At 51.3% G+C, this 26,149-nt stretch carries 21 protein-coding genes; 3 read left to right on the forward strand and 18 right to left on the reverse strand.

The genetic code is table 11. The annotated features are described in order from the left end of the window. Positions 1-59 precede the first annotated feature (59 nt). Both ACJJIF_RS10155 and ACJJIF_RS10160 read right to left on the reverse strand, forming a co-directional pair. Positions 60-1,088 (reverse strand): glycosyltransferase family 4 protein, encoded by a 1,029-nt coding sequence (locus tag ACJJIF_RS10155; RefSeq protein WP_444932101.1) that lies wholly within the window; start codon positions 1,086-1,088, stop codon positions 60-62. 90 nt (positions 1,089-1,178) lie between these two features. Beyond that, the gene (locus tag ACJJIF_RS10160; RefSeq protein ID WP_444932102.1) at positions 1,179-2,336 is read right to left on the reverse strand and encodes an NAD-dependent epimerase/dehydratase family protein; all 1,158 of its coding nucleotides are present in this window, start codon (positions 2,334-2,336) and stop codon (positions 1,179-1,181) included. Positions 2,337-3,127: 791 nt separating this feature from the next. Here ACJJIF_RS10160 and ACJJIF_RS10165 point away from each other — a divergent pair. Continuing rightward, a complete protein-coding gene (locus ACJJIF_RS10165) occupies positions 3,128-3,508 on the forward strand; it encodes a hypothetical protein (protein WP_444932103.1) in 381 nt (126 codons plus the stop codon). A 199-nt stretch (positions 3,509-3,707) separates the two neighbouring features. After that, complete coding sequence (locus tag ACJJIF_RS10170; RefSeq protein ID WP_444932104.1) at positions 3,708-5,336, forward strand: di-heme oxidoredictase family protein; 1,629 nt, start codon at positions 3,708-3,710, stop codon at positions 5,334-5,336. Positions 5,337-5,416: 80 nt separating this feature from the next. On the opposite strand, the gene ACJJIF_RS10175 is transcribed toward ACJJIF_RS10170, so the two are convergent. Next, a complete protein-coding gene (locus tag ACJJIF_RS10175; protein ID WP_444932105.1) occupies positions 5,417-5,905 on the reverse strand; it encodes a GFA family protein in 489 nt (162 codons plus the stop codon). A gap of 162 nt (positions 5,906-6,067) precedes the next feature. Here ACJJIF_RS10175 and ACJJIF_RS10180 point away from each other — a divergent pair, with 162 nt between their 5' ends. Then, positions 6,068-6,856, forward strand: coding sequence for a class I SAM-dependent methyltransferase (locus ACJJIF_RS10180; protein WP_444932106.1), 789 nt, complete (start codon positions 6,068-6,070; stop codon positions 6,854-6,856). 59 nt (positions 6,857-6,915) lie between these two features. On the opposite strand, the gene ACJJIF_RS10185 is transcribed toward ACJJIF_RS10180, so the two are convergent. The 15 genes from ACJJIF_RS10185 to rlmN form a co-directional block, all read right to left on the reverse strand. Further along, entirely contained in the window at positions 6,916-7,737 is an 822-nt protein-coding gene (locus tag ACJJIF_RS10185) for an MBL fold metallo-hydrolase (protein WP_444932107.1), read from the reverse strand. A gap of 288 nt (positions 7,738-8,025) precedes the next feature. Further along, the gene (locus ACJJIF_RS10190; protein WP_444932108.1) at positions 8,026-9,096 is read right to left on the reverse strand and encodes a hypothetical protein; all 1,071 of its coding nucleotides are present in this window, start codon (positions 9,094-9,096) and stop codon (positions 8,026-8,028) included. Positions 9,097-9,188: 92 nt separating this feature from the next. Then, positions 9,189-10,259, reverse strand: a complete 1,071-nt coding sequence (locus tag ACJJIF_RS10195; protein WP_444932109.1) for a hypothetical protein — start codon at positions 10,257-10,259, stop codon at positions 9,189-9,191. Between the two features lie 11 nt (positions 10,260-10,270). Then, the gene (locus ACJJIF_RS10200) at positions 10,271-11,530 is read right to left on the reverse strand and encodes a hypothetical protein (protein ID WP_444932110.1); all 1,260 of its coding nucleotides are present in this window, start codon (positions 11,528-11,530) and stop codon (positions 10,271-10,273) included. Positions 11,531-11,864: 334 nt separating this feature from the next. Beyond that, positions 11,865-12,548 carry a tRNA (N6-threonylcarbamoyladenosine(37)-N6)-methyltransferase TrmO gene (tsaA, locus tag ACJJIF_RS10205; protein ID WP_444932111.1) on the reverse strand — a complete coding sequence of 228 codons (684 nt, stop codon included), beginning with the start codon at positions 12,546-12,548 and terminating at the stop codon, positions 11,865-11,867. 25 nt (positions 12,549-12,573) lie between these two features. After that, positions 12,574-14,037, reverse strand: coding sequence for an NAD-dependent succinate-semialdehyde dehydrogenase (locus tag ACJJIF_RS10210; RefSeq protein ID WP_444932112.1), 1,464 nt, complete (start codon positions 14,035-14,037; stop codon positions 12,574-12,576). Between the two features lie 167 nt (positions 14,038-14,204). Beyond that, positions 14,205-15,602, reverse strand: a complete 1,398-nt coding sequence (gene der, locus ACJJIF_RS10215) for a ribosome biogenesis GTPase Der (protein WP_444932113.1) — start codon at positions 15,600-15,602, stop codon at positions 14,205-14,207. Between the two features lie 144 nt (positions 15,603-15,746). Then, positions 15,747-16,910: an outer membrane protein assembly factor BamB gene (gene bamB / locus ACJJIF_RS10220; RefSeq protein ID WP_444932114.1), complete on the reverse strand. Its 1,164-nt coding sequence runs from the start codon at positions 16,908-16,910 to the stop codon at positions 15,747-15,749. After that, positions 16,910-17,617, reverse strand: coding sequence for a YfgM family protein (locus ACJJIF_RS10225; protein ID WP_444932115.1), 708 nt, complete (start codon positions 17,615-17,617; stop codon positions 16,910-16,912). The genes bamB and ACJJIF_RS10225 overlap by 1 nt, the downstream gene beginning before the upstream one ends. Before the next feature lie 70 nt (positions 17,618-17,687). Further along, a complete protein-coding gene (hisS, locus tag ACJJIF_RS10230) occupies positions 17,688-18,950 on the reverse strand; it encodes a histidine--tRNA ligase (RefSeq protein ID WP_444932116.1) in 1,263 nt (420 codons plus the stop codon). A 57-nt stretch (positions 18,951-19,007) separates the two neighbouring features. Next, positions 19,008-20,120, reverse strand: a complete 1,113-nt coding sequence (gene ispG, locus ACJJIF_RS10235; protein WP_444932117.1) for a flavodoxin-dependent (E)-4-hydroxy-3-methylbut-2-enyl-diphosphate synthase — start codon at positions 20,118-20,120, stop codon at positions 19,008-19,010. Positions 20,121-20,219: 99 nt separating this feature from the next. Then, on the reverse strand, positions 20,220-21,191 hold the full coding sequence (locus ACJJIF_RS10240; protein WP_444932118.1) for a RodZ domain-containing protein: 972 nt from the start codon (positions 21,189-21,191) through the stop codon (positions 20,220-20,222). Beyond that, the gene (gene pilW / locus ACJJIF_RS10245) at positions 21,181-21,957 is read right to left on the reverse strand and encodes a type IV pilus biogenesis/stability protein PilW (protein WP_444932119.1); all 777 of its coding nucleotides are present in this window, start codon (positions 21,955-21,957) and stop codon (positions 21,181-21,183) included. The genes ACJJIF_RS10240 and pilW overlap by 11 nt, the downstream gene beginning before the upstream one ends. Positions 21,958-22,573: 616 nt before the next feature. Beyond that, positions 22,574-24,508, reverse strand: coding sequence for a cytochrome-c peroxidase (locus ACJJIF_RS10250; protein ID WP_444932120.1), 1,935 nt, complete (start codon positions 24,506-24,508; stop codon positions 22,574-22,576). A 491-nt stretch (positions 24,509-24,999) separates the two neighbouring features. Continuing rightward, entirely contained in the window at positions 25,000-26,118 is a 1,119-nt protein-coding gene (gene rlmN / locus ACJJIF_RS10255) for a dual-specificity RNA methyltransferase RlmN (protein WP_444932121.1), read from the reverse strand. Positions 26,119-26,149: the final 31 nt, after the last annotated feature.

The raw sequence follows: 26,149 nt of genomic DNA on the forward strand, positions 1-26,149 counted from the left end.
TTTACCCCTTAGCTGCCTGTAAACATATCCACTCCAGTGAAGGTTATAGGGCCCCACCGCTAGCCATCAACAGGTAAAGCCCCCACAACACTGACCGGCACTAAATTGGAGATAAAATCTTCAGTCGCGAGATCCCAAGAATAGGTTCTGGCATGGGCGACACAATCCGCCCGATCTAACAATAGTGCTTTTTCAATAGCTACTTGAAGATTGCTATCCAGTGCCCCAACTGGCGCATCGCCAATAATATCTTTGGGACCGGTTACCGGGTAAGCTGCCACCGGTAAACCACAGGCCAGGGATTCGAGGTTCACCAAGCCAAAAGTATCAGTTAAAGAGGGGAAAACAAAAACATCCGCAGCACTATAGCACTCGGTCAACTCCTCCCCCTCCTTAACCCCCAGATATAGCACCTCGGGAAACTTTCTTTTTAGCGCTTTGAGCTGAGGGCCATCTCCCACGATAACTTTTGTTCCCGCCAGGTCTAGGGATAAAAATTTTTCCAACGATTTCTCTACTGCAACGCGTCCGACATTTAACATAATTGGGCGGGTTAACCCCTGAAAAAGTGTCGTTTCAACTGGGCGAAATTTATCCAGCTCGACCCCCCTGCGCCAGCGGGTAACACGAGCAATACCCAGAGTCCGAGCTTCTGCCGTCATCCCCGCAGTGGTCACCATCGTTTGTGCCGCAGCATTGTGGAAACGCCGCAATAGACCATGCAACCACTTCAGTGGTATTTTGTAGCGGATTGAAACATACTCAGAGAGACGGGATAGCCACGAAGTAGTAAAGCGTAAATTATTTCTTATGCAGTATCCCCGCACCGCCCAGCCCACGGGGCCCTCACTCATAATATGAATAGCATCCGGCGAGAACTGTTCAATAATCCGTGCGGCCTTTCTAGCGGGAAATACGGCAATTTTGATCTCCTTATAACCCGGCCAGGGAAAATTAGTGAAATCATCAGCGGAAACAATTTTCACCTCATGTCCCCGCGCCGAGAGTTCACTCTCAGTTTTGTCCAGCACCCTGGATACACCGTTTAGTTGCTTCGGATAGGTATCCGTAGCAATCAAAATTTTCATATTTCGCACTCTTCAGCTATGGGTATAAAAACGTTCTTCTAGAGGTAATCTAGACCACACCGAAAATCAGTTCCTCTAGTTACAGACCTATCACCACTTAGATATACAGGGGATTTTACTTTGATCACAGCGATAGGAATATTTTTTGGCAATATCCTCAACCTCGCTGAGAAGGCTGTGATTGAGAGTTATTGGCCTCAAGCCCATCTCAAGCAGCTGATCATTATTTACCAGTAAATCGTTTTCTGCGGATTCTTTCCTGGGATTATCCAGATAGGCAATACCGACCCCGGTTTTTTTAGCAATTAATTTGGCCAGATCTCCAACCCTGTGCGTTTCTGTCATCTGATTCAGGATTTTGACTCTTTCACCAGACTCCGGAGGATTTTCAATTGCCAACTGAATACAGCGACAGGTATCCTGAATATGAATAAACGCCCGCTTCTGACCACCCGTCCCATATACAGTGAGAGGATAATTAATCGCTGCCTGCATAAGGAATCGATTGAGCACTGTGCCGTAATCGCCATCGTAATCAAACCGATTGATCAGATATTCATCTCTCTGTGTTTGCTCGGTCTGGGTACCCCAGACAATGCCTTGATGTAAGTCAGTAACGCGGACCTGATCATTTTTGTTATAGAAGGCAAATAGCAGCTGATCCTGGGCCTTTGTCATATGATAGATAGAGCCTGGATTACTGGGGTAAAGTATCTCTTGCTCAGAGAGCTTTCCAGCATTCTCTACCTGAATTTTTAAATAGCCTTCAGGTAGGGCAAGACCTGCTGTACCATAGCCATATACTCCCATGGTACCCAGATGAACCAAATGTATATCCCGTTTACTCTCAACTATCGCCGCTAAGATATCATGGGTGGCATTTAAATTATTATCGAGGGTATAGCGCCGATGTCCGGCAGATTTCATCGAATAAGGCGCAGCGCGCTGTTCTGCAAAGTGTATAACCACATCCGGTTTTTCCTGCTTGAACAGCTCCAGTAACCGCTCAAATTCCCGTCCAATATTAATGGATATATACCTGATGGATTTTCCGGAGATTTCGCGCCACACCCGAAGCCGCTCTGACAAAGGCTTAATTGGCGTCAATGAATCAACTTCAAGCTCAATATCGATTTTCCGCCGGGAAAAGTTATCCACAATTACAACTTCATAGCCCGCCTCGGAAAGGTGGAGAGAAGTTGGCCAACCACAAAAACCATCCCCCCCTAAAACCAATATTTTTCTCACCCTGCCCCCTATACTATTTTCAAGCAATGCTCCACCTTGAGTAAATTCAAGAATCAACTGATTTTAATTTGAATTAAAATCTAAAATTACTAGCTATCATTCGGTGGAACATATAATAAAATTTATTCGATTTTATATGGAAAAACTATGACGCCGGCAATCGCACTGAAAGTATTGACTCCCTACAGGCAAACACACCCATAGCTCGCAACCACTACCTTTCCGCAATTTATAGTTGCCACTTACCTGTGAATATCCTTATCTACAGGCGCAATATTAGAACTATTTTATTAGCTTCATATTGAAATATATGGCGTCAAAGATCTCTAGCACGCCATTCAAATGAATAATGCGACAATTTTCCTTTTAGCCAGCCAATCGATGGCGATCGTTTGAAATCTCCCCCCTTAAACAGTTTTCAACCTTGCGCGACAGAGGGAAAATTGCGCCAACACGACCTTGACTACTTTTTAATGTTTTTGGCCAGCATACGAACAATAGATAAATCTCACATAGGGAAGTACTTATCTGTGAACAGCCCGCCTATCCTTTACTCTGCCTCAGCGTTTCCCTGGCGCTAAAAAATCGTCAGAAAAAGTCGCCAAATGCTAACCCCAAGGCTGCCACTAAAGACAGGTGCAGTCCCTTGGCTTGCACGGAAAAGCAAAGAGAATACCCCCCTAAAATCAACAGTGAGCACAACAGCTCACAACTCTCGTCCTGGCGTCACCAAAAGACAAGCAAAAATCACATTCGAAAAATACCATGGAGATCGATGAGTTTTACTCCCCATGCCAACATTTAAATCTCCGGTAAAAATAGCACTTTTTATTCAAAGCTGTGTCACAAGCAGCGGGGACAGGCAGGTTACCTTGGTACTGGAAAAGCTGTCATCTCTAGGCAAAAACAAAAATACTTTTATTTTCAGAGGAACTTCCCATTTACAAGTGGCACTAAAACAGCCAGAAAACAAAAATAGTACCGCACACCTGCGCGGTAGGTTATGGGCAAAATCGACACAATCGGGACCATTCTTAGGTGTTTTTAGAGCGGGCAACTTGGGCTTTAAAACCTCCTATCGCAGCACCGTATCTCCCGTAGTCTTGACGCCTGCCATAAGTGGCAGAACAGGCACAGTTCTACCTATAAGAAACTTGCAAGGATGCTTTTGAACCTTACTGGATGCACTTTGCGAGATAAAAATGTTACCAACAAAAACACTGTCAATGTTTGACTGTAGCACAACTGACTATCAGTTTTTTGGGGAACTGTGCTTACAAGAAGCATTGCTGAGTATCTCCACATAGAGTGCGCTTTCCTAGAAAAATCCATCTTACGTTCGCACAATGTCAGTACCTGGAGATATCGCTGATGATATTTAAAAAACACCTGTTGCCTGTGACTATGGCAATATCAGCTTTAACATTTAATGCCACACCGGCACTTGCCGATTTTGGTTCTAAACACGATAAAAACCGTGTACCCAAGCACGCGCGAAAACACCACCGACAGCAGAAAACCATACCTTTCGACTTTAGCGAAGTCTTCGATACCGTGCAGATACTCCATGCTGGCGCAGTAGAAATTCATCTGGGTGGACATTTAGAACAATCCGATCTCGAATCCATGGATACCCTGGGAGCCTATATTCACGCTTTTGAAGAGGGCGATGAACTATTTGAAATGAATTACAACGCCCTCGATGGGGTCGGTGTAAACGTGGGCAACGGCAAAAGATTTACCAGCTTTCCACGGCCCGATCTAAGAGGAGCAAATGCATGGGCTAAGGTCCTGCCCCACCGCACGACGGGCCCCAACGGTGATTCCTGCATCAGTTGTCACAACGTACCTGTGGCCGATGGCGGTGGTGGTGTTAACGACAATGTGATTCGTATAGATCCTGAACGCAAGCAAAAAGGCTTTATCGAACGCCAATCACCGCACCTGTTCGGCATGGGCGCGGTGCAGCTGGTAGCGGAAGAGATGACCACCGAACTGCACAGCCTGCGAGATAATGCCATCAGTGAGAGCTGTGCCTCCGAGACAAATACGACTGTGGCACTGACAGCCAAGGGGATTAGCTTTGGTGAGATCAGCGTATCCTGTGAGGCGGTCAATTACGATAACGTCGAGGGGCTCGATACCGACTTGGTAGTAAGGCCCTTTGAGTGGAAAGGCCTAACTGGATTTGTACGCGCATTTGTACGCGGCGCCGCACATCAGGAACTGGGCATGCAAGCCACTGAGTTGGTCGGTGATGCAGATAGCGATTTTGATTCGATCACCAATGAGCTCAGTGTCGGTGACATTACCGCGTTAACCATCTATAACGCAGCGCAGCCCCGCCCTGTCAGCAAAATCGAACTCAACAGCGTAATCGACTCACTGACAGAAGAGGAGCAGGAGACTTACGGCTTACCACTAAGTGCTGCGGAGATTGCCAGTATTGAGAATGGCGAGGCGCTATTCAGCTCCATTGGTTGTGCTTCTTGCCACTCCCCCGAAATGGAAGTTGCCTCACCGGTATTCTATGAGCCCTCACTACATGCCAGCTACCGGGACGAGACCTACCCCGCAGGCGATATAGCCGGCCTACCCAGTAAATCTCTACAGTTCAACTTGCTCACCGAGATTATGGATAACCCCCAAGAGCTGCCATCCGGCCAGACACTGGGCCAGTTTGAGGAGTCGGAAAATGGTGGGGCCATAGTCCGCCTGTACGGCGACCTCAAGCGTCACGATATGGGGGCAGCTATGGCCGAGGAAATTGATGAGGGCAATGTGGGCGCCTCAGTATTTCTGACCGAAAACCTCTGGGGCGTAGGCTCAACGCCACCTTACCTACACGATGGGCGCGCGACTACCATGGCCGAGGCGATTCTCTATCACGGTGGTGAGGCTGTATTCAGCAAAGAACAGTTTGAGACCCTGAGCAATTCTGAAAAGGCGGATCTGCTCAACTTCCTGGATAACTTGGTACTCTATCTCGCGGAAGAGTAAACGCAAAGTCCGTATCATAAACCTGAAGCGGAGCGATCCCAGGCTCGCCCCGCTTCAGGTCTTTATCCCCAGCAAAAATACTAAGCCCTGGGAATATTGCGCCGGTGCCACTGGGCCAGAGACTCCTCCGGGTAGCCTGCAAATATTTTATCCCCCTCCCGTATCTCTGGCTGCACCCAACTTGGCGCACAATCCAGCATCATATGACTGCGCACCGGTGGTACTGGCAGCTCGGTATCAATCGCAGAAGCAAAGGGATGTACTAACTCTGGCCAGCGAGGATCCCAGAGCCACAAGGCACTGCCGCACTTTGCACAAAAATGTCGCCGTGCGGGACTCTGACTTCCCCTAGCCCCGCTCGACACCCCAATTTCAGCCTGATAGAAACTCAAGAACTCCTCCCCCTGCACTTTCAGGGTATGGAAATCTGCCCCCAGATTAATGGCAAAACCCCCACCTCCTGCTGTTTTTCGGCATATTGAGCAGTAACACCGGTTAAACGGGTAGGGCTGGTCGGAATTCAGGCTAAATTTCACCGACAGGCAGTGGCAAGATCCTTGTAGCTTCACAGTAGTTCCCCAAGTTTGATCCGTCATGCAACTGCGAATAAGCAGGGTACGACACCAATTTCCGTGCCATATTTATCCGCAACTGAGATTGCTCGCGAGATCATAAGTGTATCCGGCTAAACTGATTCTCTCTCTGCAAATCAGATCTAGAGCGCCACACCAATGGATAAAACCGTCAGACACGATAAATGGCAGGCTCAGGAGTATGTAAATGCCTCGGATATGCAGTGGCGCCATGCCATGGAGGCTATACATCGCTGTAATTATCAACAGGCAACTACTATTCTCGATGTGGGCTGTGGCGACGGAAAAATAACCCGCTATTTAGCCGAGCGCATGACGAATGGCAGAATTATCGGAATCGATCTAACCGAAGATATGGTTCGCTACGCCAGCAACAACTACGCCAATATACCCAACCTATCCTTCAAACAAATGAGTGCTGACGAAATCCAGTTTAATTTTAAATTCGACATTATTTTTTCTTTTAGCTGTTTACACTGGGTAGCAGATCAGGAGACTGTCTGGAATAGCTTTTACAAACACCTAAAGGACGATGGAAAAGTCATCTGCGGCTTTCAGGTTGACCATGAAAATTTCTGGAATACCGTCTATGAAGAGCAGAATACAGCCGTATGGAAGCCCTATTTTGATAGTTTTCACAACCCCTACAATCACTATACATTGGAGGACATGCAAAAATATGCGGAAGAAGCCGGGTTTTATTTACCGAGACTCGATGAGATTTACCACGTAGAGAACTTTAAAACCTGGGAAAAACTTACAGAATTTTTTCTATCCTGGGTTCCCCAGTTCCGCCATCTATCTCACCCCGAACGGGAACAGTTTGCAGATCAAGTCATGCACAAATACTACAAGAAGGTTCATCCCCTGATGCAAAAACGTGCCGGAGTTAGGATTAAGCGCTTTATTATTGAGGCTGAGAAATAGTCAGGGAGCAGATGCCAACATTCCCGTAACCAAAATCAACCCCAAGCTACAATGACGGATCAAAAACGGGGCATCTCATCCAGATCAACCTCCAAACAAGAGGCAATTAAATTTCTCTTACAAAAATTATATCCCGTCAAGACACCGAACACCCCCTCTTTACCCAGCAAACGTAGGGTGATTTCCTCTAGGGATAGACCTTGTCGATGTAACTCCTGCGCCTCTGTAGAGAGGTTCAGTAGATACTCATATTTCTTATTCAGCTCCTGCCAACCATTCTCTACCACCCCCCGATGGGGGCAGAGGATAACGTCAAAGGAATGACCTAAAACCCCTTTTATACTTTTTAGTAAGGTGGGAACATCCTCATCAATACGTAAGAACTTTAGATAGTTGGCAATAAATAGATCAGCACTGAATAGCCAACCGCGCTCAGGCAGCAAATAGCAAGTCATATCTTTTGCATGCCCCGGGCTAAATACGGGCACCACTTTTTCATCACCAATATAAATTTCTGCCGGCAGCGGTGCCACCTCAGCCTTTCCCGCCGCGCCCCAGAACAACCTTTGCATAGGGGGAATACGGAAACCTTTCTTTAGTATGCCAATGGTCAGGTCAGGCGCCAGCGCCTGCACTCCGGTCAACCTTTGGATAGCGCCGGCATTACCGCTGTGGTCCTCGTGGTGGTGGGTAAGTAATAATTGCTTTAGCGGCGTATTTTGCACGAATGGCTTTACATACTTCCACTGATTACTGGGGCCGGTGTCAATCAAGGTTCCATTGAGTCGGTAAACAACAAAGGTGGTGTTAACCCCCATGTCGATTCGACCGACGCGGATAGCATCCAAACCCTGATAATTAAAAGACTCACGTACTGGCATAGTTGCGCCCTTAGAAAGACAGGGGCTATTTTTAGGCAATTACCATATCTTGGGGAATTGTATTTCCCATGAAAATGAGTGACATATCCGTTCCGATACGAAATATCTTAGCGGAGGTCCTGAATTCAGTATTCACCGGAGCAACAGCTAGGCTATTCGCAAACGTTATATAAGCTACATAGCTCTTCAATTAGCAGAGTCAGAATAGGGGCGCCCCCAGAAAAACGACCAAATATGACTAGACAGTCTATCGCTGAGTAATTTCCCCAAAGAGCCCCAAACAACCATCTATTCCAACCCCATCAGGGGACGTTTACGCAACTCTGACGGCAATCTTGACACGACGTCTATCTTCTCTCCCAGAGGATAGCTATTATGCAGTGGCCGGGGCTGAATACGCTTATCGATAAAGGCAGACACCTCCTCCGGTGTTGCGCGATGACTTTCATTTTTGCTTTTACGGCTATCTCTATATCCCCTATCACTCCACATTTGCATAACGTGTTTAGCCTCTTTAACCTGCTGGGGAGTACAACCAAAAATTGGTTTGCTATTAGCTCCCGGCTGAGATTGTATTTCCGTTCGGCGAATAGATAATTCAGGTGACAGCTCTAGCCTGATCGAATCCATTATGCGCTGGATAAAATTGATATAGTTATCCCAGGGAGTGCGCTGATTTTGTCGAAATGCGTTACCCGCATTAAGGCCAGCACGATCTAAAGAAAAATGACAACCAAGAATGTGCTTATCAGTTATTGCGGTGTGCAAACTTATACGATCCATACCACTAACTAGTGGCTGACTCTCAAAATAAAGCCAATCCACTCCACTCAGCTCAAGCCACTGACAGTTTAAAGGACCAAAATAGTTCGGCCATCGGTACTGGGTAAGATCGAAAGGATCGTTCTTGGAACCCTCATTGAAATCCTGCAAATTGGTCAAATCATATTTTCGGTAAACTTCACGAACAAAGGTTTTATCGTGAAATACACTTTCATTAATCGGCAAATCTCTTATCGCATTAATTGTGACCCCTAAACCTACGTAGCCGCCATAGCCTTGAACAATTGGAAAACCCTTAAATGCCCAGCGACTCGAAAATATACGCAAAAACTGAATAGAAGGAAAATCAATTCGCTCATTCACATTATGAAAACCACGATATTTTATGGATTGATAGCCATCCGGAGAAAACATATCGAATGAATCCGGCTCGGCCTCCCAATCCTGAATATCGGAAAATGGATCGGAATATGGCGGAGCTTCAAAGTACAACTTACAGCCAGAAACTTCTCTCTCTAATTTTCTTGAGCGGCGAAAGCTGGGGGCCCATGGAAAGATACCGCGAAGAATATTCATAAGATCACCCTCAGACCGCTAAAGAATCACCAATTCAAAAACGACTTAAATAGAAAGCTAGCATTTTTATAGCCTACCCTCTAAGCAACCATCTATTTCAACCCCATCAAGGGACGCTTGAGCAATTCTGGGGGCAACCTTGGAACCACCTCTATCTTCTCCCCCAGAGGATAGCTATTATGCAGTGGCCGGGGCTGAATACGCTTATCGATAAAGGCAGACACTTCCTCTGGCGTTGCTCGATGGCTTTCATTTTTGTCTCTACGGCTGTCTTTATATCCCCTGCCACTCCACATTTGCATAACATGTTTAGCTTCCTCAACCTGCTGGGGAGTGCAACCAAAAATTGGTTTGCTATTAGCTTCCGGCTGAGATTGCACTTCCGCTCGGCGAATAGATAATTCAGGTGACAGCTCTAGCCTGATCGAATCCATTATGCGCTGGATAAAATTGATATAGTTATCCCAGGGAGTGCGCTGGTTTTGTCGAAATGCGTTGCCCGCATTAAGGCCAGCACGATCTAAAGAAAAATGACAACCAAGGATGTGCTTATCTGTTATTGCAGTGTGTAAACTTATACGATCCATACCACTAACTAGTGGTTGACTTTCAAAATAAAGCCAATCCACTCCACTCAGCTCAAGCCACTGACAGTTTAAAGGGCCAAAATAGTTCGACCATCGGTACTGGGTAAGATCAAAGGGATCACTCTTTAAACCCTTATTTAAATCCTGCAAATTAGTTAAATTATATTTCCGATAAACCTCACGAACAAAAACCTTATCGTGAAACATACTTTCATTAACCGGCAAATCCTCTATTGCATTAATGATAACCCCCAACCCTACATAGCCTCCATAACCTTGAATAATCGGAACCCCCTTAAATGCCCAACGACTCGAAAACAGGGGCAAAGCCTGAATGAAAGGAAACTCTATTAATTTATTTGTATCATGAAAATCATAATACTTGATAGGGCGATAACCATCGGGAGAAAATATATCAAATGAGTCCGGCTCGGTTTCCCAATCCTGAATGTCGGAAAAGGGATCAGAATACGGAGGGGCTTCAAAATACAAATCACAGCCAGAAAACTCTTTCTCTAACTTTCTTGAGCGACGAAAGCTAGGGGGCCGGGGAAAGATACCGCGTAGAAAATTCATAATATTATCCCCTAGCGGCTGAAAGGCAGCTTCTTTAACAGCTGCTTAAAAGGCACACTATTGTCCGCATTATAGGTTTCTGTCAAACTGGGGATACTGGCAAAAAGCATTGTCAATAGTGCACTGGAGCCACTGGGAATTTTCTTAACAACACCAGCAGCATGACGAACCACATCGACAACAGCATCATTTCGCCCTTCTTGTTCCGCATGATTGACAAGCACATTCAATGATATAGCAACATCCGTTAAGCCCAAATTCGATCCACCAATCAACTGGGCTACACCTGGCGTGGAGTTAAACCATTTGGTATCACTCGTGTTCATACCAATTCTTCTGCGGATCTCGTCTGCCAAATATTGGCTGGAAGTAGCATCGCTGAGAAATATCTTTTGCTTTCCTTGCAAATTAATATGCCAGAGCTCCAGCTGCTCCATCGCCTTGGTCAGGACTTTGGAACCACCTCTATGGCTGATCCACTCAACATATAAGCCTTTATCATGGGCTTCTTTCATATGCCCCGCGAGTATCCTTGCAGCCAAAATATCTTCCTCTGTAGCTGCACGGCCCAGGTTTTTGGTACACCGCCACCCCGCTTTAACAGCACCCTTCCCTTGTGGTACATAAAAAAGCGTATAACCTCTACTTTTTAATTTCTTCAAGGCTACTTGATCACCGCGAGCAATATGAGAGGGTAGTATGCTTGCAGCATGTTCTAATCTCGCACTATACCCATTGATACCTATTTTTAGTGGTGAGCCTTCATCACCTCTCACCTCGCCACCCGTCTTTAAAAATAAACTAGGTTCATCATTTGGCTTCCACTCCCCACGATCTCCTTCCAAGCTAACCCATTCTATATCCCATAGCGCCGCCCTGTCAGCTTCGTCAGCCTCATCCTGAGTGAAACGAATATCAATAATGCCAACATCTGTCTGAGGTGCCCTCCCATCATAAACACGATGCAGCTCATACTCGATCTCAAACCCCGCGCCCGCGATACAGCGACGGGTAGCACTGCCATTCTTGAGGAAAGAGTGTAAAGGGGCCGCACTACCTCTCAAACTATTCACAGCCGAAATAACAGTCAGTGCGTGATACCCTTCATTACTGGGTATTCGGCTTATTTTCTGAAGTCCTTCAAGCATCCCTGCTAATTTATTACTCGCAAATATTCTACGGCCGCACTCCGGTTGCGCAAATAGCTTTGCTCCAATATTACACTCAAAGTGCTCCAGTATATCTGACCTGATAGTAGGAGGGATTCTCATTGGCTAGCCCTGATCAGTTGACATATATCTCCTGTAGGCCCAGCTATAGGAGGCATCAGAACGATGATTTGGCGCTTAATCTACCAGCCGAATTAGAACCTGTACACTCGTAACAATAGGGTTGTATCCAGATAACTTTCTTATATTTTCCTGACTAAATAACCATCTTTCAGAAACGCAAAGACCTGGAAAAATGATGCCAAAGCGGCCCTATTAAAGAAAAGAAAAAAATGACTAAAAAACATCTTCACCAGAAAAAATCTGAACCTTAATCACCTCTAAAGCTGCAAAATTTCCCACATTTTGACCATGCAATTAATTCTATCCACAAATATTATTCTAGCGCCACCACCTCGATACCCGCCTCGGTATAACGCCAACGCAAATTAAAGTCACACAGCTGCATTCCATAAATTCGCTGTGGGTCTGTTTTCTGATAGGCCGGCCTGGGGTCCTGGGAGAGCACCTGTTCAATTAAACGGGGGAGATCGGTACCCCAGTCATCGCGGTAAGCTTTCGCCTGACTGAGCAGCCGCTCGGGGATAGTGACGGGCATCACTACCGGGGCCGCGTCGGCAAATTCGCTTTGCGCGTCCGTTAATGCATCTGCATAGGGAATATAGGGCTTGATATCCAACACCGGGGTGCCGTCAACTAGGTCTGCCCCGGCAACTATCAGCTCGACTTTAGGGGAGGTGCGCACCTCCAATAGGCGAACCACTGAAAGGCCAATATTATTGGGGCGAAAAGGTGAACGGGTGGCCAATACCCCCAGCTTTTTATTACCACCCAAACGGGGGGGGCGCACCTTTGCGGACCACTGGCCGGCGGCCTGGTGAAACTGGAACACCACCCAAATATGACTGTGCTGTTCCAGGCCGGCAACCGCATCGGCGCTATTCAGTGGCGCCAGTAACTCTATACTGGCGCGACTGGCATCGGCCAAAAGTGGCTGGCGGGGCACCCCGAACTTTTCTCCAAAGCAGGAATGCACCCGCGCTATAGGTTCTACAACCATTTACAATCCAAACACTCTGTACAAACTATTTATTGATACCGCCGATACACAGGTATTTTATTTCCAGATAATCTTCGATTCCGTACTTGGAACCCTCGCGCCCCTGTCCGGATTCTTTAATACCACCAAAAGGGGCCATTTCATTGGAAATAATTCCCTCATTAATCCCCAGCATGCCGTATTCAAGGCCCTCGGCGACGCGCCAGATACGACCAATATCCCGGGAATAAAAATAGGATGCCAAACCGAATTCCGTATCGTTGGCCATCTGAATTACTTCCTCTTCCGTGGAAAACTGATACAGCGGCGCCACCGGGCCAAAAATTTCCTCTTTAAACAGATTCATTTTATCAGTCACCCCCCCTAAAACCACCGGGGAATAAAAACAATCCCCCAAACTGCTGGGACCTCCGGCAACCAGAGTTTGCGCGCCTTTTTGTAGTGCATCCTCCACCAGGGATTCAGTTTTCTTCACTGCTTTGGCAGTAATCATTGGCCCCATATCGATAGTGCTATCAAAACCACTGCCCATAGCAAGCTGCTCTACCGCAGCGGAAAACTTTTGCGCAAATTCATCGTAAACCCCTGCCTGGACAAAAATACGATTAGCACATACACAGGTTTGCCCGGCGTTGCGGTATTTGCAAACAATTGCCCCCTTTACCGCTTCATCAATATCCGCATCATCAAAAACAATAAACGCTGCATTGCCCCCCAGCTCCATTGAGGTTTTCTTCATGGTCTCTGCACATTGGGCCTGCAACAATTTCCCAACCGCAGTGGAACCGGTAAAAGTAAATTTTCGCACCAGGGGGTTGGATGTCATCTCTGCGCCAATTTCCGCTGCTTTTTCCCCGGCGACAATATTAAAAACACCCGGGGGAATTCCCGCTTCCTCAGCGAGAGCGGCCAGTGCCAGTGCAGATAGGGGGGTTTCCGAGGCGGGCTTGGCGATAAATGGACAGCCGGCGGCAATGGCCGGGGCCATTTTGCGCGCAATCATGGCGCTGGGGAAATTCCACGGTGTTACCGAGCAAGTTACTCCCACTGACTGCTTGATCACCAGGAGGCGCTTATCGCCGGAGGGGGGGCTGATAACATCGCCGTAAACCCGCTTGGCCTCCTCCGCAAACCACTCGATATAATTAGCGCCGTAGATAATTTCAGTGCGGGCCTCAGCCAGGGGCTTGCCCTGCTCTGCGGTCAAAATGATAGCGAGGTCGTCAATATTGGCGAGAATCAGATCGTACCAGCAACTGAGAATTTTGGCCCGCTCCTTTACCGGCGTATCGCGCCAGGCGGGCCAGGCTTGATTCGCCGCTTCAATCGCGCGGTGGGTCTCATCCGCCCCCAGGTTGGCGATACTGGCTACGACCTGGCCAGTTGCCGGGTCCAACACATCGAAGGTTGCGCCAGAATCGGCGTCAATCCACTGACCATTAATATAGGATTGGCTGCGCAACAACGCAGAATTCTTCAGCTTCAACATCGTATTCTCCTTGTGGTTTCTTCCCTGGCCCCGCCGATAGCGGGATCACTGGTACGATTGAATGCCCACCGCTCCCTTTGGGTGCGGCTTTAGAATTCGGAAGCTGAAGTGATTGGCAAGCCGGCAGTATCCCTTGCCGGCTTGCGGGTAACGTCGGTTACCGCCGCTTATTTTTTCTTCTTCTTAACAAACTTCATCAGACGGCGCTTTTTAGCCTTCTGCCGATCACTCAGCTTGTTCTTCTTGTCCGCATAGGGGTTGGCACTGGTGCGGAATTCAATTTTTACCGGGGTGCCGTGCAGATCCAGCGCCTTGCGGAAAGTCTTTTCCAGGTAGCGCACATAGTGTGCCGGAACCTGTTCGGTCTGGTTGCCGTGAATCACAATTACCGGCGGGTTTTGTCCACCGGCGTGGGCGTAGCGCAACTTGATACGGTGCCCGTGCACCAGCGGTGGTTGGTGCTCAGTGACCGCCCATTGCAGGATGCGGGTCAGGTGATTGGTGGACAACTTGTCGGTGGCACTCTGGTAGGCCCCTTCAATAGACTCGTACAGGTGGCCAACACCGGTGCCGTGCAGCGCAGAAATAAAGTGTACATCGGCAAAGTCTACAAAGCGCAGACGGCGCTCCAGCTCGGCTTTCACATAGTCGCGGTGATCGACTTCCAGACCATCCCATTTGTTCAGGGCTACGACCAGTGCGCGCCCGGCCTGCACCACGCTGCCCATCAGGTGCATATCCTGGTCCACCAGACCCTCGCGGGCATCGATCACCAGCACTACGACATTAGCGTCTTCTACCGCCTGCAAGGTTTTGACGATAGAGAACTTCTCCACCGACTCCTTAATATTTTTGCGGCGGCGAATACCGGCAGTATCGATCAGGGTGTAGGGCTTCTCATCGCGTTCATAGTTGATATAAACGCTATCGCGGGTGGTGCCGGGCTGATCGTAGACAACGACCCGATCTTCGCCCAGCAGGCGGTTTACCAGAGTGGACTTACCCACGTTGGGGCGCCCCACAATGGCGATCTTAATCCCGGTCGCCTCTTCGACTTCCTCTTCAAGCGGCTGCTCGGGCAGATCTTCGATCACCCGCTGCATCAAGGTGCGAACGCCGCGCCCGTGGGTGGCGGTCGTCGGGAAAAGCTCACCAATACCCAGCTCGTAAAACGGCGCCAGAGCGATATCCGGGTTAACCCCGTCGACCTTGTTGGCCACCAGAAAGGTGGGCTTGGAGCGGGTGCGCAGGCGCTCGGCGATCATCTCGTCCGCCGGTGTCAGGCCTGCACGGCTATCCACCAGAAACAGGACGAAGTCCGCCTCTTCGATAGCCTGCATAGATTGCTCGGCCATCGCCGCATCAATGCCCTCTTCGCCACCGGAAATACCGCCGGTGTCGACCAGTAACAGCTTGCGCCCGTCGATCTCCGCCTCGCCGTATTTGCGGTCGCGGGTGAGCCCGGCATAGTTGGCCACCAAGGCGTCACGAGTCTTGGTCAACCGATTAAAAAGTGTGGATTTGCCCACATTGGGGCGCCCGACCAGGGCAATTACTGGCAGCATACAAATTCTGGTTTTAGCCGAATAAAAAAATACAAAAGCCCGCGCGAGGCGGGCGATTTCAACTTGCCTGCCAAGCAGGCTCCATTTGTGGGCTCAAGACCCTTAGGCGAACAACCTGTCCACCTTAACAATGGGGTGCGGTTGTCAGGAACCGGCGAGGCGCAGGGCTGACAGTTTGCCGTCATCCGACAGGACAAACATCAGGTCGCCATCCACCAGAATGGGGATACGAATCGCATCGCCATCCACCTGCTCGCGGCCAATGAATTGTCCGGTATTGGGGTCCAGCACATGCAGGTAACCCTCCAGGTCTCCGACAACGACGGCATTCTGGAAGAAGGCCGGTCCGCTCAATTCACGGCGCAACAGCTCGTTGTTGCTCCACTCGATCTGGCCGCTGCCCACATTGTAGGCGTAGACACTGCCAGAGGCATCACTGAGGTAGACATGGCCACCGCCCACCGCCACTTCGTGGTGGGTGGAGGCATCGCGGGCCCAGAGGCCGCGACCATTCTCTTTGGACAGGGCCACAACACGGCCCTGATAACTGGCCGCAAACACCAGGTCACCGCGCACAACCGGGGCGCCGTCGATATCCACTACCCGCTCCAGCTCCGCAGAGCCCTGGGGAATCGCAACGCGCTGCTCCCAGCGCTGAATGCCGTCGCGGGCGTCCAGAGCCAGCAGTTTGCCGTTATCCAGGCCGGCAATCACCATGCCGCCGCTGATAACCGGAGCCGCTGTACCGCGTAGGGTCAGCACCGGCAGGCTGGTATTGTGGCTCCACAGCTCTTCGCCGCTGCTGGCATCGAGACCGACCAGCTTGCCATCTACGGTTTGCAGAACCACCACGCCGGCACCGATGGCCGGGGCGGAGACGACTTCACCGGAAACCTGGTAGGTCCACAGCTCTGCGCCGCTATCGAGGTCCAGAGCCACAGCGCGGCCGCGATAGTCAGAGACCACCGCCATGCCCAGGCCGGTACCCACACCACCGCTCAACTCCACATCCAGCTCTGTTTCCCAGAGCTTGTCCCCCGAGCTGCGATCAAAGGCTGTCACTTCACCGTCACTACTGGCGGCGATCAGACGGCCATCAATCAGGCTCGGCTGCAACATTGCGTAGCGCTTTTGGTCGATGCCACCGATATCGGCAGACCAGACCTCTTGCAGGGCAACGGTAGAGTTAATATCCACCAGTTCGACGGGGTCGACAGCTTCCTTCTCGTCATTAGAGGCGCAGGCGGCAAGAGCCACCGCTAGCGCCACCGCTGCGGTGCGACCCGCAGCGCGATTCAGAAATCCCATTACTCGCCTCCCTCAGATACAGGCTCGGTTTGGTTCTGAGCGTCACTGCTCTCGGTTGCCGCCAGGCTATCCGCCTTTAGGCGCAGAAGCTGGGTGCTGCCCGCTTGCTCTGGCAGAAGCTCTGTCAGCGCTTGCTCGTACGCGGCACGCGCACCGGCATTGTCACCCTTTTGCTTCAGGATATCACCACGGGTCTCAGAATAAAGCGCCGCAAATGCGGGAGGTACAGTGCCCTCAAGCAGTTTGAGGCCTTGATCCGGCTCACCTCGGGCTGCCAAAACCGCAGCCAGACGGCGTTTGGCCAGCAGCTCCAGACTGGCTTCAGCGGTGTTGTCCAATACCCACTGCAACTGCTGTTGAGCCGCTTCCAGGTCATTGCTTTCCGCTGAGATGGCGGCGAGGCGCAGTGCGGCTTGGCTGGCGTAGATACGCTTGCCAAAGTCATTTTTCAGCTGCTCGGCCACATTCTTGGCCGTCGTGATCTGCTTGCTGTCCGGTTGGTTGTTGTTGGCGGAGACCGCTTCAACGAAAGTCTGGTACAGGTCAGAAGCCGCTTCAGCTTTGGTGCGCTGATCCCCCTGCCACCACTGATAGCCGAAGTAACCGGCCAGGGCCAGCACCACGCCAGTCATAATTCCCTTGCCGTTTTCCGCCCACCAGCGCTTCAGCGTTTCTATTTGTTCTTGTTCGGTAAGATGCTCAGCCATTGGGTAATTTGCCTTTCCTGTAGATTACTAACTTTCCCGGCGGGGGCCTCCGCCTCCCTCAGTATTTAATTCAGCCTTGCAGCAGTGCTGCCAGCTCTTTCGGTGCCAGCGTTTGCTGCGGCTGGTCAGCGCGAAGGTACTTCACGGTTACCTGACCATTGGCCGCCTCATCTTCGCCGATAATCAGTGCGTAATCGGCACCGCTCTTATCCGCTTTTTTCATCTGGCTCTTAAAGCTTCCACCACCACAGTGCAGCTGTAGGCGCAACCAGGGCAACTCGTCGCGCAGCTGCTCGGCGGCTGTCATGGCGGCTAATTGTACATCACCCACGGCAACCAGATAGGCATCGACCTGTTGCGACAGGGACTCCGGCAGCGCTTGCAGGGTTTCCAGCATCAATACCAGGCGCTCAACACCCAGGCCAAAACCGACGCCCGGGGTGGCCTTGCCGCCCATCTGCTCTATCAGTCCGTCGTAGCGGCCACCGGCACACACGGTGCCCTGGGCACCGAGGCTGTCGGTCACCCACTCAAATACCGTTTTTCCGTAGTAATCGAGACCGCGCACCAACTTGGAATTGATCTCATACTTCACGCCCGCCGCGTCCAATAGTGCCTTCAATTGGTTGAAGTGAGCGGCGGATTCCTCATCGAGGAAGTCCAGTAGACAGGGCGCACCGGCCAGCAGTTCCTGAGTTTGCGCATTTTTGCTGTCGAGAATGCGCAGCGGATTGCGCTCCAGGCGGCGCTGGCTGTCCTCATCCAGCTGATCGCGGCGCTCACTCAAATAAGCGACCAGAGCATCGCGATATTCCCTGCGGCTCTCGGCGTTGCCCAGAGAGTTAATTTGCAGGGTCACATGTTCGCTGATGCCCAGCTGGCGCCACAGGCGCGCAGTCATAATCAGGATTTCCGCATCAATATCCGGCCCTTCGAGACCAAACACCTCGACACCAAACTGGTGAAATTGGCGCAGGCGGCCCTTCTGCGGGCGCTCGTAGCGGAACATGGGGCCGAAATACCACAGGCGCTGCGGCTGGATCAGCAGGTTGTTCTGAATAGCCGCGCGCACGGTACCGGCTGTGCCTTCGGGGCGCAGGGTTACGCTGTCGCCGCTCTTGTCGTCGAAGGTGTACATCTCCTTTTCGACAATATCGGTAGCCTCGCCCACCGCGCGGCAAAATAACTGGGTCGCCTCCAGATAGGGCGTGCGAATTTCGGTATAGCCGTAGCGGCTGGAGAGTTCACTCAGTGTGGCTTCCACGTACTGCCAGACCGGGGACTGTTCCGGCAGCAGGTCGTTCATGCCGCGAATTGCGCGAAGCTGTTTCAACGCTGTTCCTTAATTTTTCACTCAATTAATAGGGGGTGCACAGAGGGCCGGAGCCCGCTATGCCCTGGCGATGATATCGGCTTCGCGCTCGGCCTTGGCGGCGGCCTTCTCGCGAATCAAACGCTCTAAATCATCGACCAGGTTTTCATTCTTAAATTTGCGGTCCGGCTGGCCATCCACATAAATAGCGTGGCTTGGGGTACCGCCGGTCAGGCCAATATCGGCTTCTTTCGCCTCGCCAGGGCCGTTGACGATGCATCCAATCACAGCCACATCCAGCGGTGTGGTTACATCTTCCAGGCGCGTTTCCAGCTCGTTCATGGTTTTCACCACATCGAAATTCTGGCGCGAGCAGCTGGGACAGGCGATAAAATTAATCCCTTTGTTGCGCAGGCGCAGACTCTTGAGCAGGTCCCAGCCCACCTTGATCTCTTCCACCGGGTCTGCGGCCAGGGAAACCCGCAGGGTATCACCGATACCATCGAGCAATAGAGCGCCGAGGCCGATAGCCGATTTCACCGTACCGGCGCGCAAGCCACCAGCTTCGGTAATCCCCAGGTGCAGCGGCTGCTCAATCTGCTGGGCCAGCTTGCGGTAGGCGGCGGTGGCCATAAAAATATCCGATGCCTTTACGCTGACCTTAAAGTCCTGGAAGTCCAGGCTGTCGAGTATCGATACGTGGCGCAGGGCCGACTCTACCAGGGCGTCCGGTGTGGGTTCACCGTATTTTTTTTGCAGGTCTTTTTCCAAGGAGCCCGCATTGACACCGATACGAATCGGGATATTCATATCGCGAGCTTTGTCCACCACCGCGCGAATCCGCTTCTCACGGCCGATATTGCCGGGGTTGATGCGCAGGCAGTCCACCCCCAGGTCTGCGACCCGCAGGGCGATGCGATAGTCGAAGTGAATGTCTGCGACCAACGGGACATTCACCTGTTTTTTAATTTCCCCAAACGCCTCTGCGGCATCCATGCTGGGCACAGAGACCCGCACTATATCGGCACCGGCCTGTTCCAGACGCTGGATCTGGCCGACAGTGGCCTCTACATCGCAGGTTTCGGTGTTGGTCATACTCTGCACCGAGATCGGGGCATCCCCTCCGACCGGTACATCACCCACCATGATCTGGCGCGACTTGCGGCGGACAATGGGAGATTCAAATTGCATAGGCTGACCTGGTGATATTACTGATAAAAATCGAGGGGCAGATTATAGAGAGATTGGGCGCAAACCTACAGAGTTCGCGCCCAAACGAGGCAGATCACCTCAGTCGCCGACTGTCAGGCGGCGGGTACGGCGGTCGCCAAGGGGCTGGGTGTCGATGATTTCATCGCGATAGACCACGTGAGTTGCACGGGCGTTCCCCAGCATCAGATCAAATGGCGCCGGCCCATCCAGAGTCTTGGTGCTGCCGGCGGCTTGTACCCCTGCCAGCAAAACCACACCTGCGGCATCTTTCACTTCAACCCAGGCGTCCTCATCAAAACGCAGGCGCAGAGCGCCTTGCTGGGGCTGATCCAATTGGGGCGTCTCGGTAGCTGCGGGCTCAATCTCCGCGACAGCGGTGGCGACAGCTTCAGCCACCGGCGCCTCAGTACTGACCTCTTCAGTACTGACAGCCTCGGGGTCAACCTCAGTCGTCACACTGGCTGCCGGCGTCAATGGCTCCGAACTCAGCTGCGCCACGGTGATCTCTTGTTGCTCGACCTCGGCAACCGGGCTGCCGGCGGCTTCGCTAGCAGTGGACGCTGCGGCGACCAACTCAGCACTATCCCCGCTCAGAGGCATACCGGGCATATTGACCGGGACACCATACATCCACCAGAAGACACCGCCAGCAAGCAGCAGGGGAAGCAGGGCCAGAGCTCCGTAGCCCCGTTTACGCTCGGGCCGGAATGCTTCAGCCTTGATAACTCGACGGGATTCATTGCGCTGCACCGGCTGCGGCCGATCCCTGTCGTAGGCGGCCAAAACCGGCTCGGTAGGGATATTCAACTCGCGACAAATATTGCGGATATAGCCCCGCGTGTAGACCGCTTCCGGCTGTCGCGCATAATCGTCAGTTTCAATCCACTCGACCGTATTATCGATAATACAGAGGCGCTGCGACAATTCCGCACGGGACAGCCCTGCCGATTCCCGCGCAGCCAGCAACAGACTGCCGGCAGAAGCGCTAGAAGTTTGCGTATTGAATGCGGCCTCACCGCCATCGCCGTACTCGGGACTACTATCCGTCATTACCACTCAGCTCCTGATATTTCAGTGTCTCCGCAGAGTACGGGTACAAATTCTTCAACGCAAGCGCATAACTGCGCTCCTTGTCACGATTGCCAAACACTTTTTCAATGCGAATCCCCAGCCATAGTGACTGAGGGGTCTGACGATTCTTTTCGCTGAATTTATCCAGGTAAACCTTGGATGTTGCATAATCGCCGGCGTTATATTTCAGCTCGGCCAACTCGATTAGTGCCAGCGGCAAACTGGGGTTCAGCGCCAGAGCCCTGGAAAAGGCTCCCTCTGCCTTTTCCCCAAACCCCAGGCGCGCGGCCGTACGGCCATAGTTAACCAGGGCGAAAGAGCGGCGGTTGTAGGTGAGGTCTTCGGAGGCGTACTCAAACTGCTTGAGCGCTTCTTTATAGCGCTCTTGCTTATAGAGAAAAACACCGTAATTCGTATGCGCCATAGAAAAGCCATCGCTATAGCGCAGGGCTTTTTTGAAATGGGACTCGGCAATATCCAGCTCGCCATCCACCTGGTAAAGCAGGGCCAAGCCGTGGTGTGCCAGTGGGTTCTTTTTGCCCAGTTCCAAAGCGCGATTCAAGTGTCGACGGGACTGCTCTCGATTGTCCGAGTCCCGCAAATAGCGCAGCCCCAGTTGCACATGGGTCTCCAACGCTTTATCCAGATCAACTTCCTTGCGCTCCACTCCCCCAGAGGTTACGCAGCCTCCCAGCAGAGTACCGAGCAGCAGTACGAGCGACAGACGCTTAAATTTTGCGGACACAACACCACCTGTATCTTTATTTTTCACTTATTGGCCCAGCGAGCTTGTGCGGGCACCGGTAATACACCAATCAGTGCCGATGCCCCGGGTAAAACAAATCTGCAGACCACAATAAAATCCGGCACCGACCACTGACCTCTATCGATAGCGGTAAGTTCCTATCGGTATTTTCTACGGGAAATTTGCTCCCATTCCAGCTCGCGCCCCCAATCTCTATACTGCCGGAAAGCCCTGTCAGTTGCAGCCCTAAAACCCAATCAAATCCATTTACTAGCGACTTTTTCCGCTACCGCCGAACCCTCTAACACCAAAGTACCGCATAAATAAGCAAAAGAGGACAGCCGCCATGGAGAGCGCATCACCCCCTTTATCATCCCGATAGCAAACGGGCTTGCACGCCCTATATCGAGCCTATATGAATGACGCTGGAAGTCAGGCAAATCATCACAGGGCTATGGGGATAAGATTCAGGCAGGCTCGCGCGCGGGGTATCCGGCGCTGTGGCGAAAGTTAGTCGGTTTGACAGACTGCCACTAGAGCAGCGGCAGTATCTAGAGATAACCATTTCACCGGCTCTGAATACCGATGAAATGGTTGAGGAGATTATCGAAAGACCTTACAGCTCGTTGCCATCCTGGTCTCTCGCATCCAGCTGCATGCCGTCGGGGCCGCCATCGCGGGGTGGGATCAGGGACTGGACTGCATTTGAGTTCGCATTGGCCGCATCCGGGTCCGTGAGTGATTCGAGAAATGCGGCCAGCTGTTCCACTTCATCGTCATCGATAGGAAGCGCTGCATCGCCATCGAGTTCCAGTATTGCCTCGGTCAACTCCAAACCGTTGGGCGCAACTTTCGCCGCGCAATCGTCCACCTCGACAAACTGATCCAGATCGCACATCTCACTATTGGCAAAGTATTTGGACACCGAATCCGCTTGACCGGCGTAGTGTTCGATATTTCTCTCTAAAGTACCAAATTGTCCGGCGTGCCCCCAGGGACCAGTAATCCCCACATTGAGCAGCGTCGGCACGCGGAAGCCGCCAAGAACAGCTCCACCCCAATCGGCGCCATCGTCCTCTTTACCCTTGCCAATTTGTGGGTAGTTAACAACCCTCAGCCCCTGATTGGTAAAGAAAGCGCCCGTGTGGCAAGCGGTGCAGCCAGAGCCCGGAGTAAGATAGGTAATTGCGCCGCGCTTTGCATCGCTACCGATTGCGCTGAGGTCGCCATCGACATAGTCAAAGAAGGGATTATCGATAAAGATATACACCGCCTCATAGGCCGCAATCGCCTGTGCGATTCTACTGAAGTCGATGCTGGAGTCGCCATAAGCGTCAGTAAATAAGGGCCCCCAGAATTCCTGATTGAGTTTTGCAACAAGATAATCCTCGCGGTAATCGGTCACGTCACCATCGCTAGTATCATCGTAGCCAAACTCGGTGATATCCCCCATCTCAGCAGAGTCAGTCACCGGAAAGTGTGCCTGGGCCATCATCAGCGCCAGGGTGCCGGTTCCTACCGCCGCCTCAGTATTGTTGGTTACATCCCTGGAGTCCGTTTTGAGACCACCATCCTCGGTAAACAGAACCCGGTTATCCCAGAACAACCCGTTGTCCCAGAGCGCCATATTACAGATAGGCTGAGCATTGCGCGCTACCAACGGCACCTCGTTCTCACCATCGGAGCGACCGGGGCCCAGCAAATCGGGATCGATGGCATTTACACCGACAGACATGGAGAGGTCATCGCCGGCGCAACCTATTGTCGGGTGGTGGCAGGAAGAACAGGATGTGTCGCCGTTGGCACTGAGGCTCTTGCTGTGGAACAGGCGCATGCCCAGCTCAACCATTGCCGGGTCCTGCTCGCTCCTAACGCGGGCAACGAAAGCGCGCATATCTTCGAGCTGCTCAGCCATGCCCACTTCATCCAGCACTGCCTGCAAGCAACTATCGAGACTGTCGTCGGCAACATCTCCCGCTGAACGGGCATTTTGACACTCGTCAAAATCAACAATTCGCTTGTCCGTCGCTACCGCATCAGTACCGTTGCGGAGACCATCATTGCTGTTATTAACCAGGGTTTTTGCGGTAACACTGTCCGCGTCACTATCACTGCCCCCAACACCGACCCAATAGCTATATTCGGTATTTACTGAGAGGCCTTCATCCACATAATAGTTATCTGTAATTTCCGCGACCAATTCACCATCGCGATAAATACGATACGTCTCTTCGGAGTCCTCCCAGGAGAGCCCTATACTGGTGCCCGAAAAGGGGTTTGCGATCAGCTCATCAACGACAATACCCGCCACATCCGAGTCACCATCATCTGAATCATCATCTGAATCATCATCTGAATCATCATCTGAATCATCATCTGAATCACCATCTGAGCCGGAACCACCACCGCTTTCAGTGGTCGTCGATGAGTCGTCATCGCTATCGGAGGAGCCACCGCCCCCACAGCCCGCCATAAAAAGAAATAAAGCGATAACCAGCAGCTTGATCAGTCTGCCCGGCGATAGCATTAATTGGTTTTTTTCAACGTTCATAATTACTGAACTGTCCCATCAGTGATTTTTCTTATCCCCAACCCAGGGCAAATAATAAAGTAATGATTACCCCATTTATAAACCCGGGCGCACTCACAGTTTTTTCTATTATTACCCCTGAACCTCAGCCCGCTACAACAACTCCAGATCAAATAAAAAATGACTGGATAGTACGGCGCTTTGATTAACAGCGGGGAATTGCAAGCGCGACTACTTTAGCGCTCTCGGGTCACAATATCTGTTGAAAGTGTCGCACAAGCGGATATCCACTGCACTTATAGGTGAAATCTTGCAGGCAAAATGCAGGCTTAAAGCACAAACTGGTTTTAACTGGACGGTACACATATATCCAACACTCCCTTCCCGGGTAAATTTCCCTCGATGGCTAGAACGTTAGATAAAGTAATTTCGTTGACACTAAAAAGGGGGCAGGAGTCGAATTTGCAGGGTTGTCAGCAAATCTGACAACCCCTTCAACTATTCAATGACGACTAGTTAACAATACGAACGGGGCGCTCTGCATTGCGGTAGCGCTCGGAGCGGCGGGTGCGGTCGTTAACGCTGCCGGCCAATTGGCCACAGGCCGCATCAATATCATCGCCACGGGTGGTGCGCACGGTTACGGTATAACCCTTATCGAGCAAAATTTGCTGGAAGCGGCGCAGTGCATTATTGCTCACTCGTTGATAGTCAGATAACTCAAACGGGTTAAAGGGAATCAGGTTAATTTTCACCGGGATATCTTTCAGCAGCTCAGCCAGTTGCTCGGCGTGCTCCGGGCGATCATTAACCTCGCGCATCAGCGTGTATTCAATAGTCATTTTACGGTGCGTATCCGGCATGCGCTCAATATAGCGCTTGGCAGAATCCAGCAGCACCGCAATAGGGTATTTTTTATTGATCGGCACCAACTCGTTGCGCAATTCATCGTTGGGCGCGTGCAGGGAAATCGCCAGGCTGACATCGGTCACATCGGCGAGGCGGTCCAGTGCCGGTACTACACCGGAAGTCGATAAAGTGACACGGCGCTTGGAAATACCGTAGGCGTTGTCTTCCATCATCAGGTTCATGGAATCGACCACATTGTCGAAATTGAGCAATGGCTCACCCATGCCCATCATCACCACGTTGGTAACCTTGCGCGGGCCTTTCGGGTCCAATTGGCCGAAAGATTTACAGGCAATCCACACCTGTCCAATAATTTCTGCCGCAGTTAAATCGCGGTTAAAACCCTGCTTGCCGGTTGCACAGAAACTGCAATCCAGGGAACAGCCCACCTGGGAGGAGACACACAGGGTGCCGCGATCGCCATCGGGGATATACACCGTCTCGATAGCGTTGCCACCGGAGACTTTAATAAGCCATTTGCGTGTGCCGTCGGCGGAATCCCACTGATTCAAAACTTCCGGGGCACGGACTTCGGCCACTTCCGCCAGTTTTTGGCGCAGGGCCTTGCTGACATTGGTCATCTCAGCGAAATCATCGACCCCGTTTTGGTGAATCCACTTTAAAACCTGAACAGCGCGAAAGCGCTTCTCGCCCAATGATTCAAAAAAGGCGGCCAGCTTTTCTACCGAAAGGCCGAGCAGGTTGGTTTTTTCTGTGGTCATTCATTTCACCTCGGGGGAAGAGTTGCACCGG

This window comes from Microbulbifer regidiadema (SeqCode), assembly GCF_052467605.1.

Excerpts from the sequence above, each read along its gene's own strand:
- ACJJIF_RS10155 (WP_444932101.1), bottom strand. The coding sequence starts at position 1,088 with ATGAAAATTTTGATTGCTACGGATACCTATCCGAAGCAACTAAACGGT.
- ACJJIF_RS10165 (WP_444932103.1), top strand. The coding sequence starts at position 3,128 with ATGCCAACATTTAAATCTCCGGTAAAAATAGCACTTTTTATTCAAAGC.
- ACJJIF_RS10170 (WP_444932104.1), top strand. The coding sequence starts at position 3,708 with ATGATATTTAAAAAACACCTGTTGCCTGTGACTATGGCAATATCAGCT.
- ACJJIF_RS10180 (WP_444932106.1), top strand. The coding sequence starts at position 6,068 with ATGGATAAAACCGTCAGACACGATAAATGGCAGGCTCAGGAGTATGTA.
- ACJJIF_RS10185 (WP_444932107.1), bottom strand. The coding sequence starts at position 7,737 with ATGCCAGTACGTGAGTCTTTTAATTATCAGGGTTTGGATGCTATCCGC.
- ACJJIF_RS10190 (WP_444932108.1), bottom strand. The coding sequence starts at position 9,096 with ATGAATATTCTTCGCGGTATCTTTCCATGGGCCCCCAGCTTTCGCCGC.
- ACJJIF_RS10195 (WP_444932109.1), bottom strand. The coding sequence starts at position 10,259 with ATGAATTTTCTACGCGGTATCTTTCCCCGGCCCCCTAGCTTTCGTCGC.
- ACJJIF_RS10200 (WP_444932110.1), bottom strand. The coding sequence starts at position 11,530 with ATGAGAATCCCTCCTACTATCAGGTCAGATATACTGGAGCACTTTGAG.
- tsaA (WP_444932111.1), bottom strand. The coding sequence starts at position 12,548 with ATGGTTGTAGAACCTATAGCGCGGGTGCATTCCTGCTTTGGAGAAAAG.
- ACJJIF_RS10210 (WP_444932112.1), bottom strand. The coding sequence starts at position 14,037 with ATGTTGAAGCTGAAGAATTCTGCGTTGTTGCGCAGCCAATCCTATATT.
- der (WP_444932113.1), bottom strand. The coding sequence starts at position 15,602 with ATGCTGCCAGTAATTGCCCTGGTCGGGCGCCCCAATGTGGGCAAATCC.
- bamB (WP_444932114.1), bottom strand. The coding sequence starts at position 16,910 with ATGGGATTTCTGAATCGCGCTGCGGGTCGCACCGCAGCGGTGGCGCTA.
- ACJJIF_RS10225 (WP_444932115.1), bottom strand. The coding sequence starts at position 17,617 with ATGGCTGAGCATCTTACCGAACAAGAACAAATAGAAACGCTGAAGCGC.
- ispG (WP_444932117.1), bottom strand. The coding sequence starts at position 20,120 with ATGCAATTTGAATCTCCCATTGTCCGCCGCAAGTCGCGCCAGATCATG.
- ACJJIF_RS10240 (WP_444932118.1), bottom strand. The coding sequence starts at position 21,191 with ATGACGGATAGTAGTCCCGAGTACGGCGATGGCGGTGAGGCCGCATTC.
- ACJJIF_RS10250 (WP_444932120.1), bottom strand. The coding sequence starts at position 24,508 with ATGAACGTTGAAAAAAACCAATTAATGCTATCGCCGGGCAGACTGATC.
- rlmN (WP_444932121.1), bottom strand. The coding sequence starts at position 26,118 with ATGACCACAGAAAAAACCAACCTGCTCGGCCTTTCGGTAGAAAAGCTG.